At 70.1% G+C, this 15,027-nt stretch carries 19 protein-coding genes and 1 riboswitch; of the genes, 8 read left to right on the top strand and 11 right to left on the bottom strand.

The features are described from left to right. Positions 1-73: 73 nt before the first annotated feature. On the top strand, positions 74-496 hold the full coding sequence (locus MMF94_RS15485) for a hypothetical protein (RefSeq protein WP_241037267.1): 423 nt from the start codon (positions 74-76) through the stop codon (positions 494-496). On the opposite strand, the gene MMF94_RS15480 is transcribed toward MMF94_RS15485, so the two are convergent. The 5 genes from MMF94_RS15480 to MMF94_RS15460 form a co-directional block, all read right to left on the bottom strand. Continuing rightward, the gene (locus MMF94_RS15480; protein ID WP_241037265.1) at positions 438-1,703 is read right to left on the bottom strand and encodes an MFS transporter; all 1,266 of its coding nucleotides are present in this window, start codon (positions 1,701-1,703) and stop codon (positions 438-440) included. The two genes, MMF94_RS15485 and MMF94_RS15480, sit on opposite strands and share 59 nt — an antisense overlap. Beyond that, a complete protein-coding gene (locus MMF94_RS15475; protein ID WP_241037263.1) occupies positions 1,700-2,275 on the bottom strand; it encodes a helix-turn-helix domain-containing protein in 576 nt (191 codons plus the stop codon). Before MMF94_RS15475 ends, MMF94_RS15480 begins: the two co-directional genes overlap by 4 nt. Positions 2,276-2,375: 100 nt before the next feature. Continuing rightward, positions 2,376-2,987, bottom strand: a complete 612-nt coding sequence (locus tag MMF94_RS15470; protein ID WP_241037261.1) for a class F sortase — start codon at positions 2,985-2,987, stop codon at positions 2,376-2,378. Between the two features lie 41 nt (positions 2,988-3,028). Next, positions 3,029-3,751, bottom strand: coding sequence for a hypothetical protein (locus MMF94_RS15465; protein WP_241037258.1), 723 nt, complete (start codon positions 3,749-3,751; stop codon positions 3,029-3,031). A gap of 250 nt (positions 3,752-4,001) precedes the next feature. Further along, a complete protein-coding gene (locus MMF94_RS15460) occupies positions 4,002-4,556 on the bottom strand; it encodes an NUDIX hydrolase (protein WP_241037255.1) in 555 nt (184 codons plus the stop codon). Positions 4,557-4,624: 68 nt separating this feature from the next. Between MMF94_RS15460 and MMF94_RS15455 the strand changes: the two genes are divergently transcribed. Continuing rightward, complete coding sequence (locus tag MMF94_RS15455) at positions 4,625-5,317, top strand: alpha/beta hydrolase (RefSeq protein WP_241037254.1); 693 nt, start codon at positions 4,625-4,627, stop codon at positions 5,315-5,317. Between the two features lie 9 nt (positions 5,318-5,326). Here the strand turns inward: MMF94_RS15455 and MMF94_RS15450 are convergent, their stop codons facing one another. Further along, positions 5,327-5,899, bottom strand: coding sequence for a helix-turn-helix domain-containing protein (locus tag MMF94_RS15450; RefSeq protein ID WP_379660390.1), 573 nt, complete (start codon positions 5,897-5,899; stop codon positions 5,327-5,329). Positions 5,900-6,029: 130 nt separating this feature from the next. Between MMF94_RS15450 and MMF94_RS15445 the strand changes: the two genes are divergently transcribed. Beyond that, positions 6,030-7,094, top strand: a complete 1,065-nt coding sequence (locus MMF94_RS15445; protein ID WP_241037251.1) for an NAD(P)/FAD-dependent oxidoreductase — start codon at positions 6,030-6,032, stop codon at positions 7,092-7,094. A gap of 22 nt (positions 7,095-7,116) precedes the next feature. Here MMF94_RS15445 and MMF94_RS15440 read toward each other — a convergent pair whose 3' ends face one another. Beyond that, positions 7,117-7,737 carry a TetR/AcrR family transcriptional regulator gene (locus MMF94_RS15440; RefSeq protein ID WP_241037249.1) on the bottom strand — a complete coding sequence of 207 codons (621 nt, stop codon included), beginning with the start codon at positions 7,735-7,737 and terminating at the stop codon, positions 7,117-7,119. Positions 7,738-8,119: 382 nt separating this feature from the next. Further along, positions 8,120-8,182, top strand: a riboswitch (Fluoride riboswitch). A gap of 118 nt (positions 8,183-8,300) precedes the next feature. Here MMF94_RS15440 and MMF94_RS15435 point away from each other — a divergent pair. The 5 genes from MMF94_RS15435 (at position 8,301) to trpD (ending at position 12,135) form a co-directional block, all read left to right on the top strand. Continuing rightward, positions 8,301-8,609: a DUF3040 domain-containing protein gene (locus MMF94_RS15435; protein ID WP_241037247.1), complete on the top strand. Its 309-nt coding sequence runs from the start codon at positions 8,301-8,303 to the stop codon at positions 8,607-8,609. Positions 8,610-8,619: 10 nt separating this feature from the next. After that, a complete protein-coding gene (locus MMF94_RS15430) occupies positions 8,620-9,132 on the top strand; it encodes a fluoride efflux transporter FluC (protein ID WP_338104215.1) in 513 nt (170 codons plus the stop codon). A gap of 5 nt (positions 9,133-9,137) precedes the next feature. Then, positions 9,138-9,506 (top strand): fluoride efflux transporter CrcB, encoded by a 369-nt coding sequence (gene crcB, locus MMF94_RS15425; RefSeq protein ID WP_241037246.1) that lies wholly within the window; start codon positions 9,138-9,140, stop codon positions 9,504-9,506. 128 nt (positions 9,507-9,634) lie between these two features. Then, positions 9,635-10,810, top strand: coding sequence for a methyltransferase (locus MMF94_RS15420; protein WP_241037244.1), 1,176 nt, complete (start codon positions 9,635-9,637; stop codon positions 10,808-10,810). Between the two features lie 221 nt (positions 10,811-11,031). Next, positions 11,032-12,135, top strand: a complete 1,104-nt coding sequence (trpD, locus tag MMF94_RS15415; protein ID WP_241037242.1) for an anthranilate phosphoribosyltransferase — start codon at positions 11,032-11,034, stop codon at positions 12,133-12,135. 11 nt (positions 12,136-12,146) lie between these two features. Here trpD and MMF94_RS15410 read toward each other — a convergent pair whose 3' ends face one another. From MMF94_RS15410 to MMF94_RS15395, 4 genes are all read right to left on the bottom strand, one after another. Beyond that, positions 12,147-12,764, bottom strand: coding sequence for a class I SAM-dependent methyltransferase (locus tag MMF94_RS15410; RefSeq protein WP_241037241.1), 618 nt, complete (start codon positions 12,762-12,764; stop codon positions 12,147-12,149). 41 nt (positions 12,765-12,805) lie between these two features. Then, positions 12,806-13,801: an acetylserotonin O-methyltransferase gene (locus MMF94_RS15405; protein WP_241037240.1), complete on the bottom strand. Its 996-nt coding sequence runs from the start codon at positions 13,799-13,801 to the stop codon at positions 12,806-12,808. A 39-nt stretch (positions 13,802-13,840) separates the two neighbouring features. Beyond that, positions 13,841-14,452, bottom strand: a complete 612-nt coding sequence (locus MMF94_RS15400) for a GNAT family N-acetyltransferase (RefSeq protein WP_241037239.1) — start codon at positions 14,450-14,452, stop codon at positions 13,841-13,843. A gap of 133 nt (positions 14,453-14,585) precedes the next feature. Further along, positions 14,586-14,960, bottom strand: coding sequence for a VOC family protein (locus tag MMF94_RS15395; RefSeq protein ID WP_241037237.1), 375 nt, complete (start codon positions 14,958-14,960; stop codon positions 14,586-14,588). Positions 14,961-15,027: the final 67 nt, after the last annotated feature.

Genomic DNA, 15,027 nt, shown 5'->3' with positions numbered 1-15,027 from the left:
TCGCCAGCCGCGTAGCGATTGCAGGCGCCTCGTCGACCACTCTGGTGTGGCGGCGCCGACGACAGGGACAGGCATGAGCGATCGTTCGCTCCGGAAGCGGCCCGGCCGTGCCGCTCCGCTCACGGCAGCCGCGCTGGGTGCGAGCGAGGGGTTGCTGTTGATCGGGTTCGCCACCGTGGCCATGCTGCACAGCGGTGCCGGCGACCTGGCTCCCTCGGCGATCGCCCTGATCAGCGGGCTGGTGCTGCTCTGGGGCGCCGTGGCGATGACCAGGAGGATGCCGATCGGCCGGGTGCTGCTGTCCGTCGCGGCCGTCGCTGTCGCGGTCGGCCTGGTGATCCTGCTGGTCCTGAAGCCTCCGGCGTCCGGCCTGCTCGTCGACGTCGTGACCGGCGCGGTCCTCGTCGGGCTGCAGGCGGTGATCGTCGCCTGCGCGCTCAGCCGGTCGACGCTGCTGTGGATCGTGGGCGCGCCGGACTCCCGCCGTCGCCGGTGACCCGTGGCGCACCGGCGCCGAGACGCGTGGCGAGCGCGGCCGCCAGCAGATACAGCCCGGCCTGCACCTGCAGGGCGACGGTCAGGCCCGTTCCGGTGCCCACAAGTCCTGCCAGGAGCATCCCGAGGGCCTGCACCCCGCCGAAGACCGCGAAGAAGGTGCTCATCACCCGGCCCCTGGCTTCTTCCGGGGAGTGCTCCTGAAGGAGTGCGACCAGGCCGGTCATCGCAGCCAGGCCGGGTATCCCGGCCGCGATGAAGAGGCCGACGTAGACGCCGAGGGCTGTGGTCACCGCAGGCGCGTTCCACGTCAGGAGTGAGACGAGGCCGAACACTGCCAGGGAGATCGCGACGAGGCGGGGAACCCCTGACCGCCTGCTCACGAGCCCGAGCAGCGCTCCACCCGCGACCGCACCGACAGCTTGCACCCCGCGCAGCAGCCCGACATCGGTCTCGCTGCCGTGCAGGTCGCGGAACACGAAGAGCACGAACAGCACGACGAACGCGCCCTGTGCGAGCGCCATGCACGCGGTGACGCCCATCGCCCGTCGCAGGGTGGGCACCCTCGCCACGACGGCGATGCCGTCCGCCCAGTCACGGAAGAGCCGCACCCGAGCAGACGCTGCAGGGCGGCCGGCTCCCCGGCAGCCGGGCACGAGCAATGCGGCAGCGGCGAGGAAGGTCGCGGCGTCGGCGAGAAGCACCAGGTCGATGCCACCCAGTGCGAGCACGAGCCCACCGACCGGCCCGCCGACGAGCCGCGCGACGCTGGAGAGAACGGCCATCAACTGGTTGACGGCCATCAGGTCGCCGACGGGCACGAGCGAGGCAGCGGTCGCCGTGCGGCACGGCTCGATGATCGTCCCGAGCACCGATTCGGCAACCACGACGACGTAGACCAACCACAGGTCCGCAGCCGAGTCGACCAGGAGCAGCGGCAGCAGGAGGAGAGCCTGCAGCACGGCCACGCAGGACATCAGCCGCCAGGGATCAACACGGTCGATGAGCACCCCCGCAAGCGGCCCGACCAGCACGGTGGGCAGGAGTTCGAGGGCGAACACGGCAGCCGTGATCAGCGGCGAGCCACTGAGCTGCAGGACGAACACCGGCAGGGCGATGAAGAGCATCCAGTCGCCTGCCTCGGACAGGAGACCGGCACCACCGAGCCGGGCGACACCCGGCGAGCGCAGCACGGCGACCGCGTTCACGGCTGCGGCTCCTGAGCGTCGGGGTTGAGGAACGCCCGCAGCGAGACGTGGACGACGGCGCTCCCCGCAGGGGCATCGTCGCGGATCGAGCGCACGTAGGGCCGGATCAGCTGGTCGAGGGCGTCGGCGAGCGCCCGCAACTCCCCGGGCGTGAGCTCGAGCGAGTAGCTGCTGGTGCCCGACACCTCGGTCCATTCCTCGGGCAGCAGCTCCTGCCGCGCGAGATAGCGGCGGTAGAGATCGTCGCCGCACTCCGCGGACATGACCGCCAGCGCGTTCCTGGCGATCGCTCCCGCCGGCCCCGGCTCGCCCGAGAAGTCGAAGCCGACCGCGGTGGCCCGCCATGGGCGTGTACGTCCGTCGGCGCTCTTCTCCGGCGCCGGCTCGACGAGCCCGACCTTCGCCAGTGCGCGCAGGTGCCACGAGCAGTTCGACGGCGTCTCGCCGACGACCTCTGCGCATTGGCTGGCGGTGCGGGGCCCCGCCGCGAGCAGGTGGTTGAGCAACGCGAACCGGGCCGGAACAGCGAGGGCCGCAAGGGCCGCGTTGCTCACCAGGGCGCGGGAGGGCATGTCGGGCACGGTGACCCCAATCTGAAGGAAGGGCTTCAGATTGAGGCCACCGGGGTCACGATGTCAAGCCACGACTTCAGATAGTTGGCGGCGCGGGCGGCTAGACCTTCGCGGAGCCGACCATGCTGGCGTAGACGACGATGTTGTCGAGGTAGCTGTGCGCGGCGCGGTCGAAGTCGCCGCCGCACGTGATCAGCCGCAGGCCGGAGTAGGGGATGTCCCCGTACACCGCTCGGGTCGGGAACTTGTGCTTCGGGTACCTGTCCACCCGGTCCACGCGGAACAGCACCGTCGCTCCGTCACGCCGCACGACGGCGACCTGATCACCGGGCCCGAGCTCGTGCAGCTTCGCGAACACGCCGGGATCGCCGGACCAGTTGACATGCCCGGCGATGATCGCCGGACCGATTTCGCCGGGCGTCGGCGATCCCGTGTACCAGCCGGCGGGATAGGCCTCCGGCGGCGTCTCCATCGTCCCGTCGCGGTTCAGGCCCAGATCCATCAGGTCGGACTTCACACCGAGGATGGGGATCTCGATCCGCAACGGCTCGGAGTGCGCCAGCGGCGCAACCATGGACCCTCCGGCAGGTGCCTGCGCCCCGGGCGCAGGAACACTCAACGGAGGTTGATCCAGCTCCGGCTCCAGCCCGCACGCGACGAGACCGAGGCTGAACACGGCGCAGACCGTCGCCACCCCCGTCAGGACCCTCACCAGGATCCGACGGGGGCGACGGCGTACGAGACGGTGACGCATCAGGCCTCGTGACGTCCCATGCGACGGCGGGACGAGCGGCGGGCGGTCACGGCGGCCGCACCACCCATGCCGGCCAGAGCGAGGGCACCGATCACGTAACCGGTGGGCGACGTGGTTCCGTCACCGGCCGCGACACCGCCGACCGGGGCGTTGGACACCTGCGGGGCCGGGCCGGAGTTGTTGTCGTCGTTCCCGCCGTTGTCGTCGTCGCCGCCGTCGTCCTTGTTGTAGTCCTTGTTGTACTTGCTCAATTCCTTGCTGTCGGCGTCGTCGTTGCTCTCGTTGTCGCCGTTGGCTTCGGAGGACTTGTCGTAATCCCCGTTGTCCTCGGAGCTCTTGTCCTCGTCGTCGTTCACGAGGGACGCGTTGTAGATCTTGACGCTGTCCTTCTCGTCGGCCTTCGCCTCGTCGTCGACGTGGGAGATCGGCAGACCGATGATCGGGGTCACGGGGCCCAGGTTGGCCTGCGGCAGTGGGAGCTGCGGCAAGGGGAGCTGCGGCACGAGGGCACCCAGCGGGCCGAGCGGCGCGGGCGCAGCGCCCCCACCAGGCGGTGCGGGCGCGGCCTGCTGCGCGACCGCGGGGGACGCGGTGGCCGTCGACGTAGAGGCTGTCGCCGCTGCCACCATCACCACCATGGCGGTGGCGGCCCCGGCTGCGAGCGCCGCCCCGAGCCAGGGCCGCAAGGCCTTCGTACGAGCCGACCTGTGTGCCGATGCCACGAGTTTCTCCCTTTTCGGTGAACGCCCGGACTGATCCCGAAAGGCTCGGACATGCCGGGAAACTGAGTTGGCTCCTCAGCGAGGTACAACGAACCCGGCGGCGTGAAGAAACGGCACAGAGCAACGATTACCGGGGTTTCACCCGAGCGTTCACAAATACCCGTTCGAGGGAAGATCAATTCTCGATCACGACCACAGTGCGTGAACATTTCGCGGTGCGGTGGCGCCCGGTCGCCCGACCGGGGCCGGGTCAGCCGGCGAGCAGCCCCTCGATGCGCGCCAGCATCTCCCGGACGTTCGGCTCGGTGGCCTCGTTCGCCTGCGCCACGGTGAGCCAGCGCAGCGGGGCGTTCGGCTTCTCCGGGCGAACCGCACCGGGTTCCGCGGTGGCCAGCACGAAGCGCAGGTCGGCATGCTCGTGAGCGGGTTCGTCGCCCTTGGCGTTGACCGGAACGATCGCCACCTGCACGAGGCTCGCGTCCGGCCACGGAACCAGGTCGTGCAGGCCCGTCTCCTCGCCGCCCTCGCGCAGCGCGACCTGCATCGGATCGATCTCCCCTGGATCACCGTGGCCACCGACCTGCAACCAAGCTCGCTGCCGCTGGTGCCAGCGCAGCAGGACCCGGCCGCTCTTCGGGTGCACGATCATGGCCGACGCCGTGACGTGCAGCGGGATCGACCGCAGCCAGGGATCCTCCGCCGCCTCCAGCAGCTCACGAGTCCTGGCCACGTCGGCGGCCTCAGCAGGATTCCGCGGCCGGAACCGCGCGAGGAGGTCGAGACAGCCTTGCCGGGAGGTGGACACGAGCCCACCCTACGAGCTTGGTGAGGAGCGTCACGGCCGAATCCCCGGCGCCTACATATGCTCCGCGAATGCCCCAACCCACGATCGTCTTCGTCCACGGCGCCTTCCACGGACCCTGGGCCTGGGACGCGGTGATCCGTGAGCTGCCCGATCTGGCGACGAGGACGGTGACGCTTCCGTCGTCAGGCCACGACGCCGCCACGCTCGGCGACATGTACAGCGACGCGGCGGCGATCCAGGAGGCGGTGACGGCGATCGAGGGTCCGGTCGTGGTCGTGGCGCACTCCTACGGCGGCGTCCCGGCCACCGAGGGCCTCGCCGGTCTCGCGCAGGTCTCCCGCCTCGTCTACCTGGCCTCGTTCCAACTCGATGTCGGCGACTCGCTCTTCAGCGCCGCCGGCGGCAAGAACGTCGATTGGTGGGACGTGCACGAGGCCGAGGGCTACTTCGACGCGCTGCGTCCCGAGGAGGTGTTCTTCGCCGACGTCGACGAGGCAGCGACACAGGCGGCTGTCGCACGGCTGGGCCACCAGTCCTGGCCGGCGATCAACCAACCCCTCACGCGCGCGGCATGGCACGCGATCCCGAGCACCTACGTGGTGTGCGAGAACGACGTCGCCATCCCGCTGGCCGCCCAGGAGGCGATGGCGCAGCGGTCCGGACGGGTGTTGCGGCTGCCGACCTCGCACTCGCCGTTCCTGTCCCGGCCCGCGGACGTGGCATCGATCCTGCGCGCCGAGGTCGCCTCGGCCACGGCCTGACGCCACGTCTCACCTGCCGGTCGGACGCGCCCGGATGTGAAGACGTTCCCCCTGCGGACCGAAGAGACTGAGCAGCTCCGCCGGCTCCGGACCGGGATTGCCGAACCAGTGCGGGATGTGGGTGTCGAACTCGGCGACCTCGCCCGGTGTGAGGATCACGTCGTGCTCGCCGAGGATCAGGCGCAACCGCCCGGAGAGGACGTAGAGCCATTCGTAGCCCTCGTGGACGCGCGGGTCGGGCTCGCAGTGGGGCCAGCTCGGCGGCATGACCTGCTTGAACGCCTGCAGGCCGCCCGGGCGCCTGCTGAGCGGGATGAAGGTGGAGCCCCACCGCTGCAACGAGCGCAGCTGCACGCGGGGGTCTCCGGTGGGCGGCGCGTCCACGAGCTCGTCCAGCGACACCTGATGGGCCCTGGCCAGGGGCAGCAACAGCTCAAGTGTCGGACGGCGCTGCCCGGACTCCAGCCGTGACAGCGTGCTGATCGAGATGCCGGTGGACTCCGCCAGCTCGGTCAGCGTGGCTCCGCGCTGCTGACGCAAGGTCCGCAGCCGCGGCCCGACGGCGTGCAGGACGTGGTCCAACCCAGCGGTGTCCTCGCTCACCCGCCCAGTTTGCCATACCCGCAAAGGAACTTGTCGAAATCGCATCCCCGTCACAGAGTTCCGACGAGGTGGCCACCGTCGGCCGCCCGGACGTGGGAAGGGATCGCAGGTGGACAAGAACTATGACGTCGTGGTGGTCGGGGGCGGCGCTGCGGGACTCAGCGGCGCGCTGACCCTGGCACGGGCCCGGCGCTCGGTACTGGTGGTCGACGAGGGCAGGCCACGCAACGCCCCGGCCGGCGGCGTACACAACTACCTCGGCCGCGAGGGCACACCGCCCGCGGACCTGACCGCCGCCGGGCGGGCGGAGGTGGCCGGGTACGGCGGGACGGTCGTCTCCGGTCGCGTGACCGCCGCCCACCGGGCGTCCGACGGCGGGGGCTTCGAGCTCACCCTCGACAACGGCACGCAGGTGGCATCGCGACGGCTGCTGGTGACCACCGGCCTCGTCGACGAACTGCCCGACGTTGCGGGGCTCGCGCAGCGCTGGGGCCGCGACGTGCTGCACTGCCCGTACTGCCACGGCTGGGAGGTTCGCGACCAGGCGATCGGCGTGCTCGCGACAGGTCCGGCGGGACCACACCAGGCGGAGCTGCTCCGGCAGTGGAGCCCGGACGTGACGCTCTTCCTGCACACCGCGCCCGATCTCGACCCCGAGCAGTGGACCAGGCTCGCCGCCCGCGGTATCGCCGTGGTGGACGGTGAGGTCACAGCGGTGGAGGTCGCCGACGACCGGATCACCGGCCTGCGCCTGCACACCGGCCGGGTCGTTCCCTGTCAGGCCGTTGTCGTCGCCCCACGCTTCGTCGCCCGCGCCGAGCTGCTCACCACCCTCGGCCTGCAGACCGTGGAGCAGAAGTTCGGCGACCACGTCCTGGGCACCGTGGTGCCGGCCGACCGCACCGGGGCCACGGCGGTGGACGGGGTGTGGGTGGCCGGCAACGTCACCGACCTGCAGGCGGGAGTGATCAACGCCGCCGCGGCCGGTTACAGCGCGGCCGTCGCGATCAGCGCCGACCTCGTCGCCGACGACGTCCGCCGCGCCATGACGGGCCACGCCCGCGACGGAGTCGACGACCGCGGTGTGCGAGCAACGACGGCGGCGCCGTTCTCCGCGCTCGCGGAGGCCGCCGTGAGCGAACGCGTTCTCGGGGCTCGCCGCCACGGACTCTGATGACGAGGACTCCGCAGGACGCTCAGCGCGCGGCGCCTGCGGTCTGGTCCGATTGTGCGGGGCGGGCCACGGGCGCCCCGTAGCGCAGGCCGTCCATGAGCAGGTCGAGCAGACGCCCGGCCTGCTCACGCCGAGCCGGATCACCGGCCGCGAGGGCGACGCCCCCGACGCTGATCAGCACGTCGTCCGGCTTCACGTCGGACCGGACCTCACCGGTGGCGGCTGCCGCCGACAGCAACTGCTCGATCGCGGCGTTCAGCCGCTCACGGCTGTGGGCATAGGGATCGGCGCCCGAGGCGATCACCGCGCGGAGCGCATCGGCCATGCCGATCTTCGCGGTCATGTAGTCGATGAAGCGGTCCATCCAGGCGCGCGTGGCCTCCACCGGCGGGAGCGACTCCAGCAGATCGGACGCCGCGTCGCAGACGGCAGCCAGCTCGTTGCGGTAGGCGGCCTCGATGAGCGCTTCCCGCGTGGGGAAATGGCGGTAGAGCGTGCCGATCCCCACACCGGCGTCCTTGGCGATCGCATCCAGCGACGCGTCGAGCCCCTTCTCGGAGAACGCGCGCACCGCGGACGCGAGCAGCAGATCGCGATTGCGTCGGGCGTCCGCGCGAAGGGGCCGTCCGGCGGGGTCGTCCACGTGCTCCTCCTCTTGCAGCCCGTCGAGGTGAGGCCGCACACACTCGTTGCCATGTGGAGGACATCCGGCTACGCCAAAAGACCGGAGCTTCCTCCACTTTCAGGCTAGCGCGTCGACCGTCGCCGCGCTTCGAAACAGGACAATCATGACTGTTACGACTCGAATCACCACCCCGTTCGGTCGCGAAACCACCGCACAGGACGTTCTCCACGGGGTCGACCTCACCGGCAAGCGGGCCGTGGTCCAGAAACCGCCCGTGCGCCGGCCGCGTCCGGGGCCGAGGTGACTCTCGCCGTGCGCAACATCGAAGCAGGCGAGAGCGTAGCTGCCGAGATCGTCGTCGGCACCGGCAATGCCAGGCGAGGGAACGGGTAGTCTGGAACAGCACACAGGTGATGGGGCTCGCCTACAACCGCCCGGCTGGGCTGATGGCTCCTACCGACAGGGCTGTTCTGTGGGTAGGAGGTGGTGATGTCAGCCCTATCCGTTTCTACTACCGCCATGAGTTGCGGCTGTCGCCGACTCCATCCGCACTGGTGGAGTCAATATGAACGGCGACGTCGATGAACCGGCGGGAGCGGCGCGCGCTGCGCGCGATCGCGCGGAGACTCGCCCAGGAGGACCCATCGCTGGCCCGGCGACTGCACCACGGGGCACCTCCTGCCCCGGCCACGGTGCTCGACCGGATCGCCTGGACGTACTTCGCGGTGTCGATCACGCTCATGGTCTCCGGGTTCGTGCTCGACGACACCAGCCTGCTGAGGGGTGCGACGTTGCTGCTCGCCGTGTTCCCACCGCTGATCCTCGTTCTCGCGGCGGCGTTCCGGGTCACCTCCCACGACCAGTACATGGCTCGCCGGCTACGGGATTGAGCGGGTGCGAATGAGCGCCGACGTTCCCCGCGACCCTGAGCCTGCGAGCGGCATCGACCCGGACGTCGACATCGGCATTCCGGCGCAGCGACGCGAACTCGCGGGGCATCCGCTGGACGTGCTGGGCGCGATCGCCGTCGGCGGCGTGATCGGTGCCGAAGCCCGCTACGGAATCGGGCTGGCGTGGCCGCACGGACCCAGCGGATGGCCGTGGGCGACGCTGCTGATCAACCTCTCCGGTTGCCTGCTGATCGGTGTGCTGATGGTGGTCATCACCGAGCTCGTCGAGCCGCATCGCCTCGCTCGCCCATTCCTCGGGGTCGGGATCCTGGGCGGCTACACCACCTTCTCCACCTACACGGTCGACGCCATCTCACTCGCTGACGGCGCCCGGCCCGGTCTGGCGCTGGCCTACCTCGTCGTCACACCGGTCCTCGCCGTGCTCGCATGCGCACTCGGCGCAGGCGCGACCAGGCTGGCCGCCCGCCTTGCGGGTGTGCGGCGCCCCGGAAGCGGGGGGTGACGGCGATGGAGGTGTTGTGGGTGGCACTCGGCGCGGCGATCGGGGCGCCGCTGCGATACGTCGTCGACCGCACGGTGCAGACCCGGCACCGGACACGGTTTCCGTGGGGAACCTTCGCCGTCAACATGATCGGTTCGTTCGTGCTGGGCGCGCTGGTCGGAGCCAGCAGCGCGCTCCCCCCGGCGCTGGAGGCGGCCGCCGCGGTCGGGTTCTGCGGTGCATTGACCACCTACAGCACCTTCAGCTACGAAGCGTTCGCCCTGCTTGAGGGCCGCGCCCGCGCCGTCGCCGTCGCCTACGTGGCAGGCAGTGTCGTCGCCGGGCTGGGCTTGGCCGTCTTGGCCTGGTGGGCCGCGCGCGCACTGGTGTCGTGAGGGAGATCGGCACTCGCAATCTCCGTGGACGGGGATCCCCTTTCCGGGTCTTCTGATCGGCGACGCGCCGCCGATTCAGGCGACGCCCGATACGATGCCGGTCCGCTTGGACTCCCGGGAGTCCTCCCATGCTCGACAGGTCGTCACACGATCAGATCCTGAGCTGGCGAGAGCACGGCACGAATATGCGTGCGCGCTGGCTCACTGCCGACGGCCATCGGCCGCCATGCCGCGTGATCGTCGTCGGCGACGACCTCAGCGCCGACAAGGCCTGCCGGATGGCGGCGGAGGGAACAGGCCTTCTGTGGCGAGGTGACTACCACAACGCCCGCCAGTTGCTGGCCGCGATGCGACGCCGTATCGATCGCTTCCCGCGGAGACGCGAGCTGGCGCCGGCCGAGGAGTTCCGCCGCCAACGCCAGGATCGGGCGAAGCAGTCCCGCCTGCTGGGAGCGGTGCTCGTTCAGCTGGACCCTGGCTTCGTGCTCGACCTGCGGCGGGCCCCGTCGATCGACCGGGCATGCCAGGAGGTCTACCGCGACCTGGCGTCGGAGGCGGTGGTGTCGCTTCAGGAGCTGGCAGGCGTGCTCGGGGCACACGAATGGCGTCGCAACGGCATCATGATCCCCGCTCTCGGCGCCCGCATTCATCCGCATTACGGGGTCTTCGCGCCGACGCGCACTGACTATCTGGATCTTGTCGCCGAGGTCCCACTCCCGTCTGCCCGGACCGCGTTCGACATCGGCACCGGCACGGGCGTGCTCGCCGCGATTCTGCTGAGTCGCGGAATCCCCCGGGTGGTCGCAACGGATATCGAGGACCGCGCGGTGGCGTGCGCCCGCGACAATCTCGATCGGCTGGGATACGCCGAGCGGGCAACGGTCATCCGCCACGACCTGTTTCCCGCCGGTCGCGCGGATCTGGTCGTGTGCAACCCACCCTGGGTGCCCGGCACGCCGACCTCGGCCCTCGATGCCGGGGTGTTCGACCGGGGAAATGCGATGCTGACCGGGTTCCTTCGGCAGTTGCCTGACCACCTCACGTCACACGGCGAAGGCTTGCTCCTGCTTTCCGACCTTCCGGAGCGGCTCGGGCTGCGAGATCCGGACCTGCTCCGCAGAACCGCCACCGCGGCCGGGTTGGTCATCCGCGGCCGGTGTGCCGCGGCGAGCGCCGCTCGGAGCGGGAGCCGTCCACGTGATCCTCTCGCCGCGATCAGATCCTGCGAGACGATCAGCCTGTGGACGTTCGGCTGTCCCGCGGGAGGCCAGGAGCAGCTTGATCGGGTGGACGCGGACCCGTGATCTAAACCATTGCCGTGCCCGCCGTGAGGGTGCTCTGATGTGCGGGTGATGTCGTCCGTGCAGCTCTGGTGGTGGTCGCCTTCCTGGCGACCGTGAGCCTGCACCGTTCTCGGCCGCCCGCACGAGCGGCCGAGCAGAACGACATCCCGCCTTCCTGATCGCGGGTCCCGGCGCTCCACGCGAGGCGGCCGGTACTCAGAAGATCCGGAAGGACCACCCCGATGTCCCACCCCGCACCGCCGACTCCCCGTCCCGCCCGGGCGGTCACGGGCTTGTGGCCGACCGTGCTCGCTGCCCTGCTCCGCGGCGAGGATCTACCGGCGCCGCTCACGGAACAGGTGATGGACGAGGTCGTCTCCGACACGGCCACACCGGCCCAGATCGCCGCCTTCGCGGTGCTGCTGCGGGCCAAGGGAGAGACCGCCGGCGAGATCGCCGGGCTGGTGACCTCGCTGATGCGCAACGCTGTCCCGGTACCGCTCCCGGGAGCGGCGGTGGACATCGTGGGCACCGGTGGCGACGGGGCCGACACCGTGAACATCTCGACGATGGCGGCGCTGGTGGTCGCCGGCACCGGCCGTCGCGTGATCAAGCACGGGGCACGCAGTTCCTCGTCCGCATGCGGCGCCGCCGACGTCCTGGAGGAGCTGGGGGTTCGGATCGACCTGCGGGCGGACGGAGTGGCCAGGACGGTCGCGGCCTGCGGGATCGGCTTCTGTTTCGCCCCGGCCTTCCAGCCCGGGCTTCGCCACACCGCCGTACCGCGCCGTCAGATCGGTGTCCCCACGGTGTTCAACCTGCTCGGGCCCCTGATCAACCCGGCTCGCCCGCCTGCCTCGCTGGTCGGTTGCGCCGATCTTGCGAAGGCCCCGCTGCTGGCTCAGGTGTTCGCCGACCGCGGCGTCACCGCCCTGGTCGTGCGTGGTGACGACGGCCTCGACGAGCTCACGACGACGACCACGTCGACGATGTGGATCGCCGGCGACTCGCGCGTGGAGCAACTGCACATCGACCCCGCAGCGCTGGGCGTTCCCCCCGCTCCCGTCGGCGCGCTTCGCGGAGGCGACCGGGTCCACAATGCCTCGGTCGTCCGCGACGTCCTCGCCGGGGAGCGCGGACCGGTCCGCAATGCGGTGCTGATCAACGCCGCCGCCGCGATCGTCGTCCATGACGTGGCGAACCGCCCGTCGTCGCCCGCCGCGGTCCTTGGCGCCCTCCCGGAAGCTCTCGACCTCGCAGCTCGATCCATCGACTCCGGCGCCGCGGCCCGCACGCTCCAGAACTGGATCCGGGCCGGCACCGCCGATGAGCGATCGAGCACCTGACGCGGGAAGTGTCACCCGCTGCGGGCCATCAGCATCTGGTGTCCGCCGCTGCCTTCGGGAACGAACTCGTCACGCTCGATGATCAGTCCCGCCGAGGTCAGCCAGCGACGGTAGGTCTGCGCCCCTGGGTGGCTCCACCACATGCGTTCCCCTCCGCCGAGCCAGTCCTCCTCCTCGCCGGTCCAGGCCCTGGCGCCGACGGTCGCGAGAAGGACGCCGTCGGGCTTCAGCCATGTGCCGAGGTTCCTGATGAGCGCTTCCTGCTCACCGTGTGGCAGGTGGATCAGCATGTACAGACAGACGATCGCGTCGAAGGAGCCCGGAGCGAAGGAGAGGCTCGCTGCATCGGCCTGGATGAACCGCGCGGCCGGGACGAGCCGTCGGGCGCGTTCGACCTGGACCGCGCTGATGTCGACCCCGACGACGTCGTGCCCGAGATCGGCGAGCGTCCGCGAGACGGGCACGCCGCAGCCGCAACCGAGATCGAGGACGGACGCGACGGGCGGCAACCAGGCACGGAGGTCGGCGAGCCAGGCCGTGTACGCGGGTGGCTCGTCGTCATCCGCCCGGTAGCGCTCGGAGACGGCGTCGTATCCCCGGCGGACGATCTCCTTCGGTTCGCTCGGCACGTCGGCGGCTCCAGCACGTGGCCGCGACTCCTGGCGGCCCGTCATGTCGTGGAAGCGAACTCGAGCAGGGTGCGTCCTTTCGCGACCGGCGTGGTCGATGCGAGCTTCAGGTCATGGTCGGCGGCCAGTTCGGAGAGTTCCTCGATGCTTCGTTCACGGCCACCGAAGAAGACGAGCATCGACAGATCGATGGCCGTGTCCGCGCCGTGCCCGCGTACGGGCTCGATGACCAGGACGACCCCATCGGATCCTGCGGCCTGGCTGCAACGAGCCAAGATCTGGTGGGCGTGCTCGTCGTCCCAGTCGTGGAGGATGTCCGAGAGGATGTAGGCGTCGGCGCCCTCCGGAAGGGGCTCGAAGAAGCTGCCGGCGATCGCCTGAGCACGACCATCGAGCCCGGCGGCGACGAACTCCTTCGTGGCCTGCGCTGCGGTGGGAGCGAGGTCGACCAGCCGGCCGTGAACGGCCGGATGTGCACGGAGGATGGCACTGAGGACGGTGCCCTGTCCGCCGCCGACGTCGACGATGGTGCCGAAGCGGCTCCAGTCGAATTGGCGGGCGATCGCCGGGGCATGCTCCCGGAATCGGCGGGTCATCTTGGCGTCGAAGGACCGCTGCAGCGCGGGGGTCGTCGCGGCGTCGGCCCAGAAGTCCTTGCCGTAGCGCTCCGGGTAGCCGGCCCGCCCGGTCTCGACGGTGTGCCAGAGTTCCACGAACGCCAGTTCTGCGCGCCCGATGGCGGAGGTGATGTCGAGCTCGTCGAGCAGCCCGTTGTCGGCGTCTTCCCGCAAGTGGTCGCCGAGCGCGGTGGTCCGGTAGCGATCGTCCGTGAGATCGAGGACGCCCACCGCCACGAGGTGGTCCAGTAACCGGGCCATGGCTGCCCGGTCGGTCCCGGTCTGCACAGCGAGGTCTGCGGCGGTGGCACCGTCGCTGCTCAGGCGGTCGGCCAGGCGCAATGTGACAGCGACCCGCAACGCCATCGGCGTCGCCAGCCCCGCCATCCCGCGCAACTTCCGGATCTCCACGTCGTCCATGAGGCAGGACGCTCCCGGAGATCGGGCCGCGCCGTCCACTCAGTTGGACGACGACCTGCCCTCACGAGGTGGGTCGCTGCTGAGGCGAGCGTGCAGATGCATGTCATGCCATCCGTCAGGGTGCAGTGCCTCACCTCGTTTCGTCCCCTCCATCGCGTAGCCGGCGTTTTCCGCCACCCGGCACGAGGCAGAATTCATCGTGGAGTGATTGACTTCCAGTCGATGCAGATCGAGGCGGGCGAAAGCCCAGGCAGTGAGCGCAGACAAGGCACTTGTGGCGACTCGGCGGCCACGCGCTGCAGGTACCACCCAATAAGAGACTTCCGCAATGCCGTCAGACAGGTACAGCCGCCGCAGGCTGATTTGACCGAGCAGCCCTGCCTCATCGGCAATCGCCCAGCCCGCCCCACTCTCCTCGGCCCAGCGGGCAGGCCACGAGTCGATCCACGCGCGAGACTCGGCCTCCGTCATCGAGCGGGCGTGCCAGTGCTGGATGTCAGGATCCGAGTAAGCAGCCACCACAGCAGACACATCTGACGATTGCCAGGGCCGCAAGGCCATGTCCGTGAGGTCGAGAACCGGTTGAGCCAGTCGCGCGAGGCGACCGGGTGGGATGGCGGGACCGGCGAGACGCGGCATGACGATCATCATCGTGCAACGCGAACCGGGTCGACAGCCGTTGCGGGCCGGGCAACGGCGATACGGCCCCTGCCCTGCGCTTCCACAGGTCAGGGGCCGTATCTACAGGGCGCGACATGTGCGCCCGGCGCGGTGAGATGGCGGGCTAGAGGTAGGGCCGGGTGATCAGCTCGATGGCGTGACCAGCGGGATCCTTGAAATACACTCCCCTGCCGCCGTGCTCCGTGTTGGTCTCGCCAGGGCGGGTCATCTGCGGATCCGCCCAATGCTCGACGCCGGCCTCACACAGCCGCCGGTACGCCCGGTCGAAGAGGTCGTCGTCGAGCAGGAACGCGTAATGCTGCATCTGAATCTCGACGGGCGGCTCCGCGAACTGCAGCAGCACCCCTCCATCGAGCTGGACGTTGGTGAACGGGCCCCAGGACGGGGCTTCCGGGAGTTCCAACAGCTCGCGGAAGAACCGAGCAGACTCGTTCCGGTCCTTGGCGGCGATGATGGTGTGGTTGAAGGTGACGCTCATTCGGCTGTCCTCGCGTTCGTACGTGGGGTGGGTGTGCGGTGTTCACGCACGCCTGGTGGTCCCCGCG

It is taken from the genome of Pseudonocardia alaniniphila, from assembly GCF_022524485.1.
GTDB classification, from domain to species: domain Bacteria; phylum Actinomycetota; class Actinomycetes; order Mycobacteriales; family Pseudonocardiaceae; genus Pseudonocardia; species Pseudonocardia alaniniphila.
Note: the sequence above shows the minus strand (reverse complement) of the source record. Positions and strands in the feature narration are given on the sequence as shown.

Bases quoted from the DNA above. Each gene is read 5' to 3' on its own strand.
- MMF94_RS15400 (WP_241037239.1), bottom strand. From the start codon at position 14,452: ATGATGATCGTCATGCCGCGTCTCGCCGGTCCCGCCATCCCACCCGGT.
- trpD (WP_241037242.1), top strand. From the start codon at position 11,032: ATGTCCCACCCCGCACCGCCGACTCCCCGTCCCGCCCGGGCGGTCACG.
- MMF94_RS15420 (WP_241037244.1), top strand. From the start codon at position 9,635: ATGCTCGACAGGTCGTCACACGATCAGATCCTGAGCTGGCGAGAGCAC.
- MMF94_RS15405 (WP_241037240.1), bottom strand. From the start codon at position 13,801: ATGGACGACGTGGAGATCCGGAAGTTGCGCGGGATGGCGGGGCTGGCG.
- MMF94_RS15475 (WP_241037263.1), bottom strand. From the start codon at position 2,275: ATGCCCTCCCGCGCCCTGGTGAGCAACGCGGCCCTTGCGGCCCTCGCT.
- MMF94_RS15435 (WP_241037247.1), top strand. From the start codon at position 8,301: ATGAACCGGCGGGAGCGGCGCGCGCTGCGCGCGATCGCGCGGAGACTC.
- MMF94_RS15455 (WP_241037254.1), top strand. From the start codon at position 4,625: ATGCCCCAACCCACGATCGTCTTCGTCCACGGCGCCTTCCACGGACCC.
- MMF94_RS15395 (WP_241037237.1), bottom strand. From the start codon at position 14,960: ATGAGCGTCACCTTCAACCACACCATCATCGCCGCCAAGGACCGGAAC.
- MMF94_RS15485 (WP_241037267.1), top strand. From the start codon at position 74: ATGAGCGATCGTTCGCTCCGGAAGCGGCCCGGCCGTGCCGCTCCGCTC.
- MMF94_RS15430 (WP_338104215.1), top strand. From the start codon at position 8,620: ATGAGCGCCGACGTTCCCCGCGACCCTGAGCCTGCGAGCGGCATCGAC.
- crcB (WP_241037246.1), top strand. From the start codon at position 9,138: ATGGAGGTGTTGTGGGTGGCACTCGGCGCGGCGATCGGGGCGCCGCTG.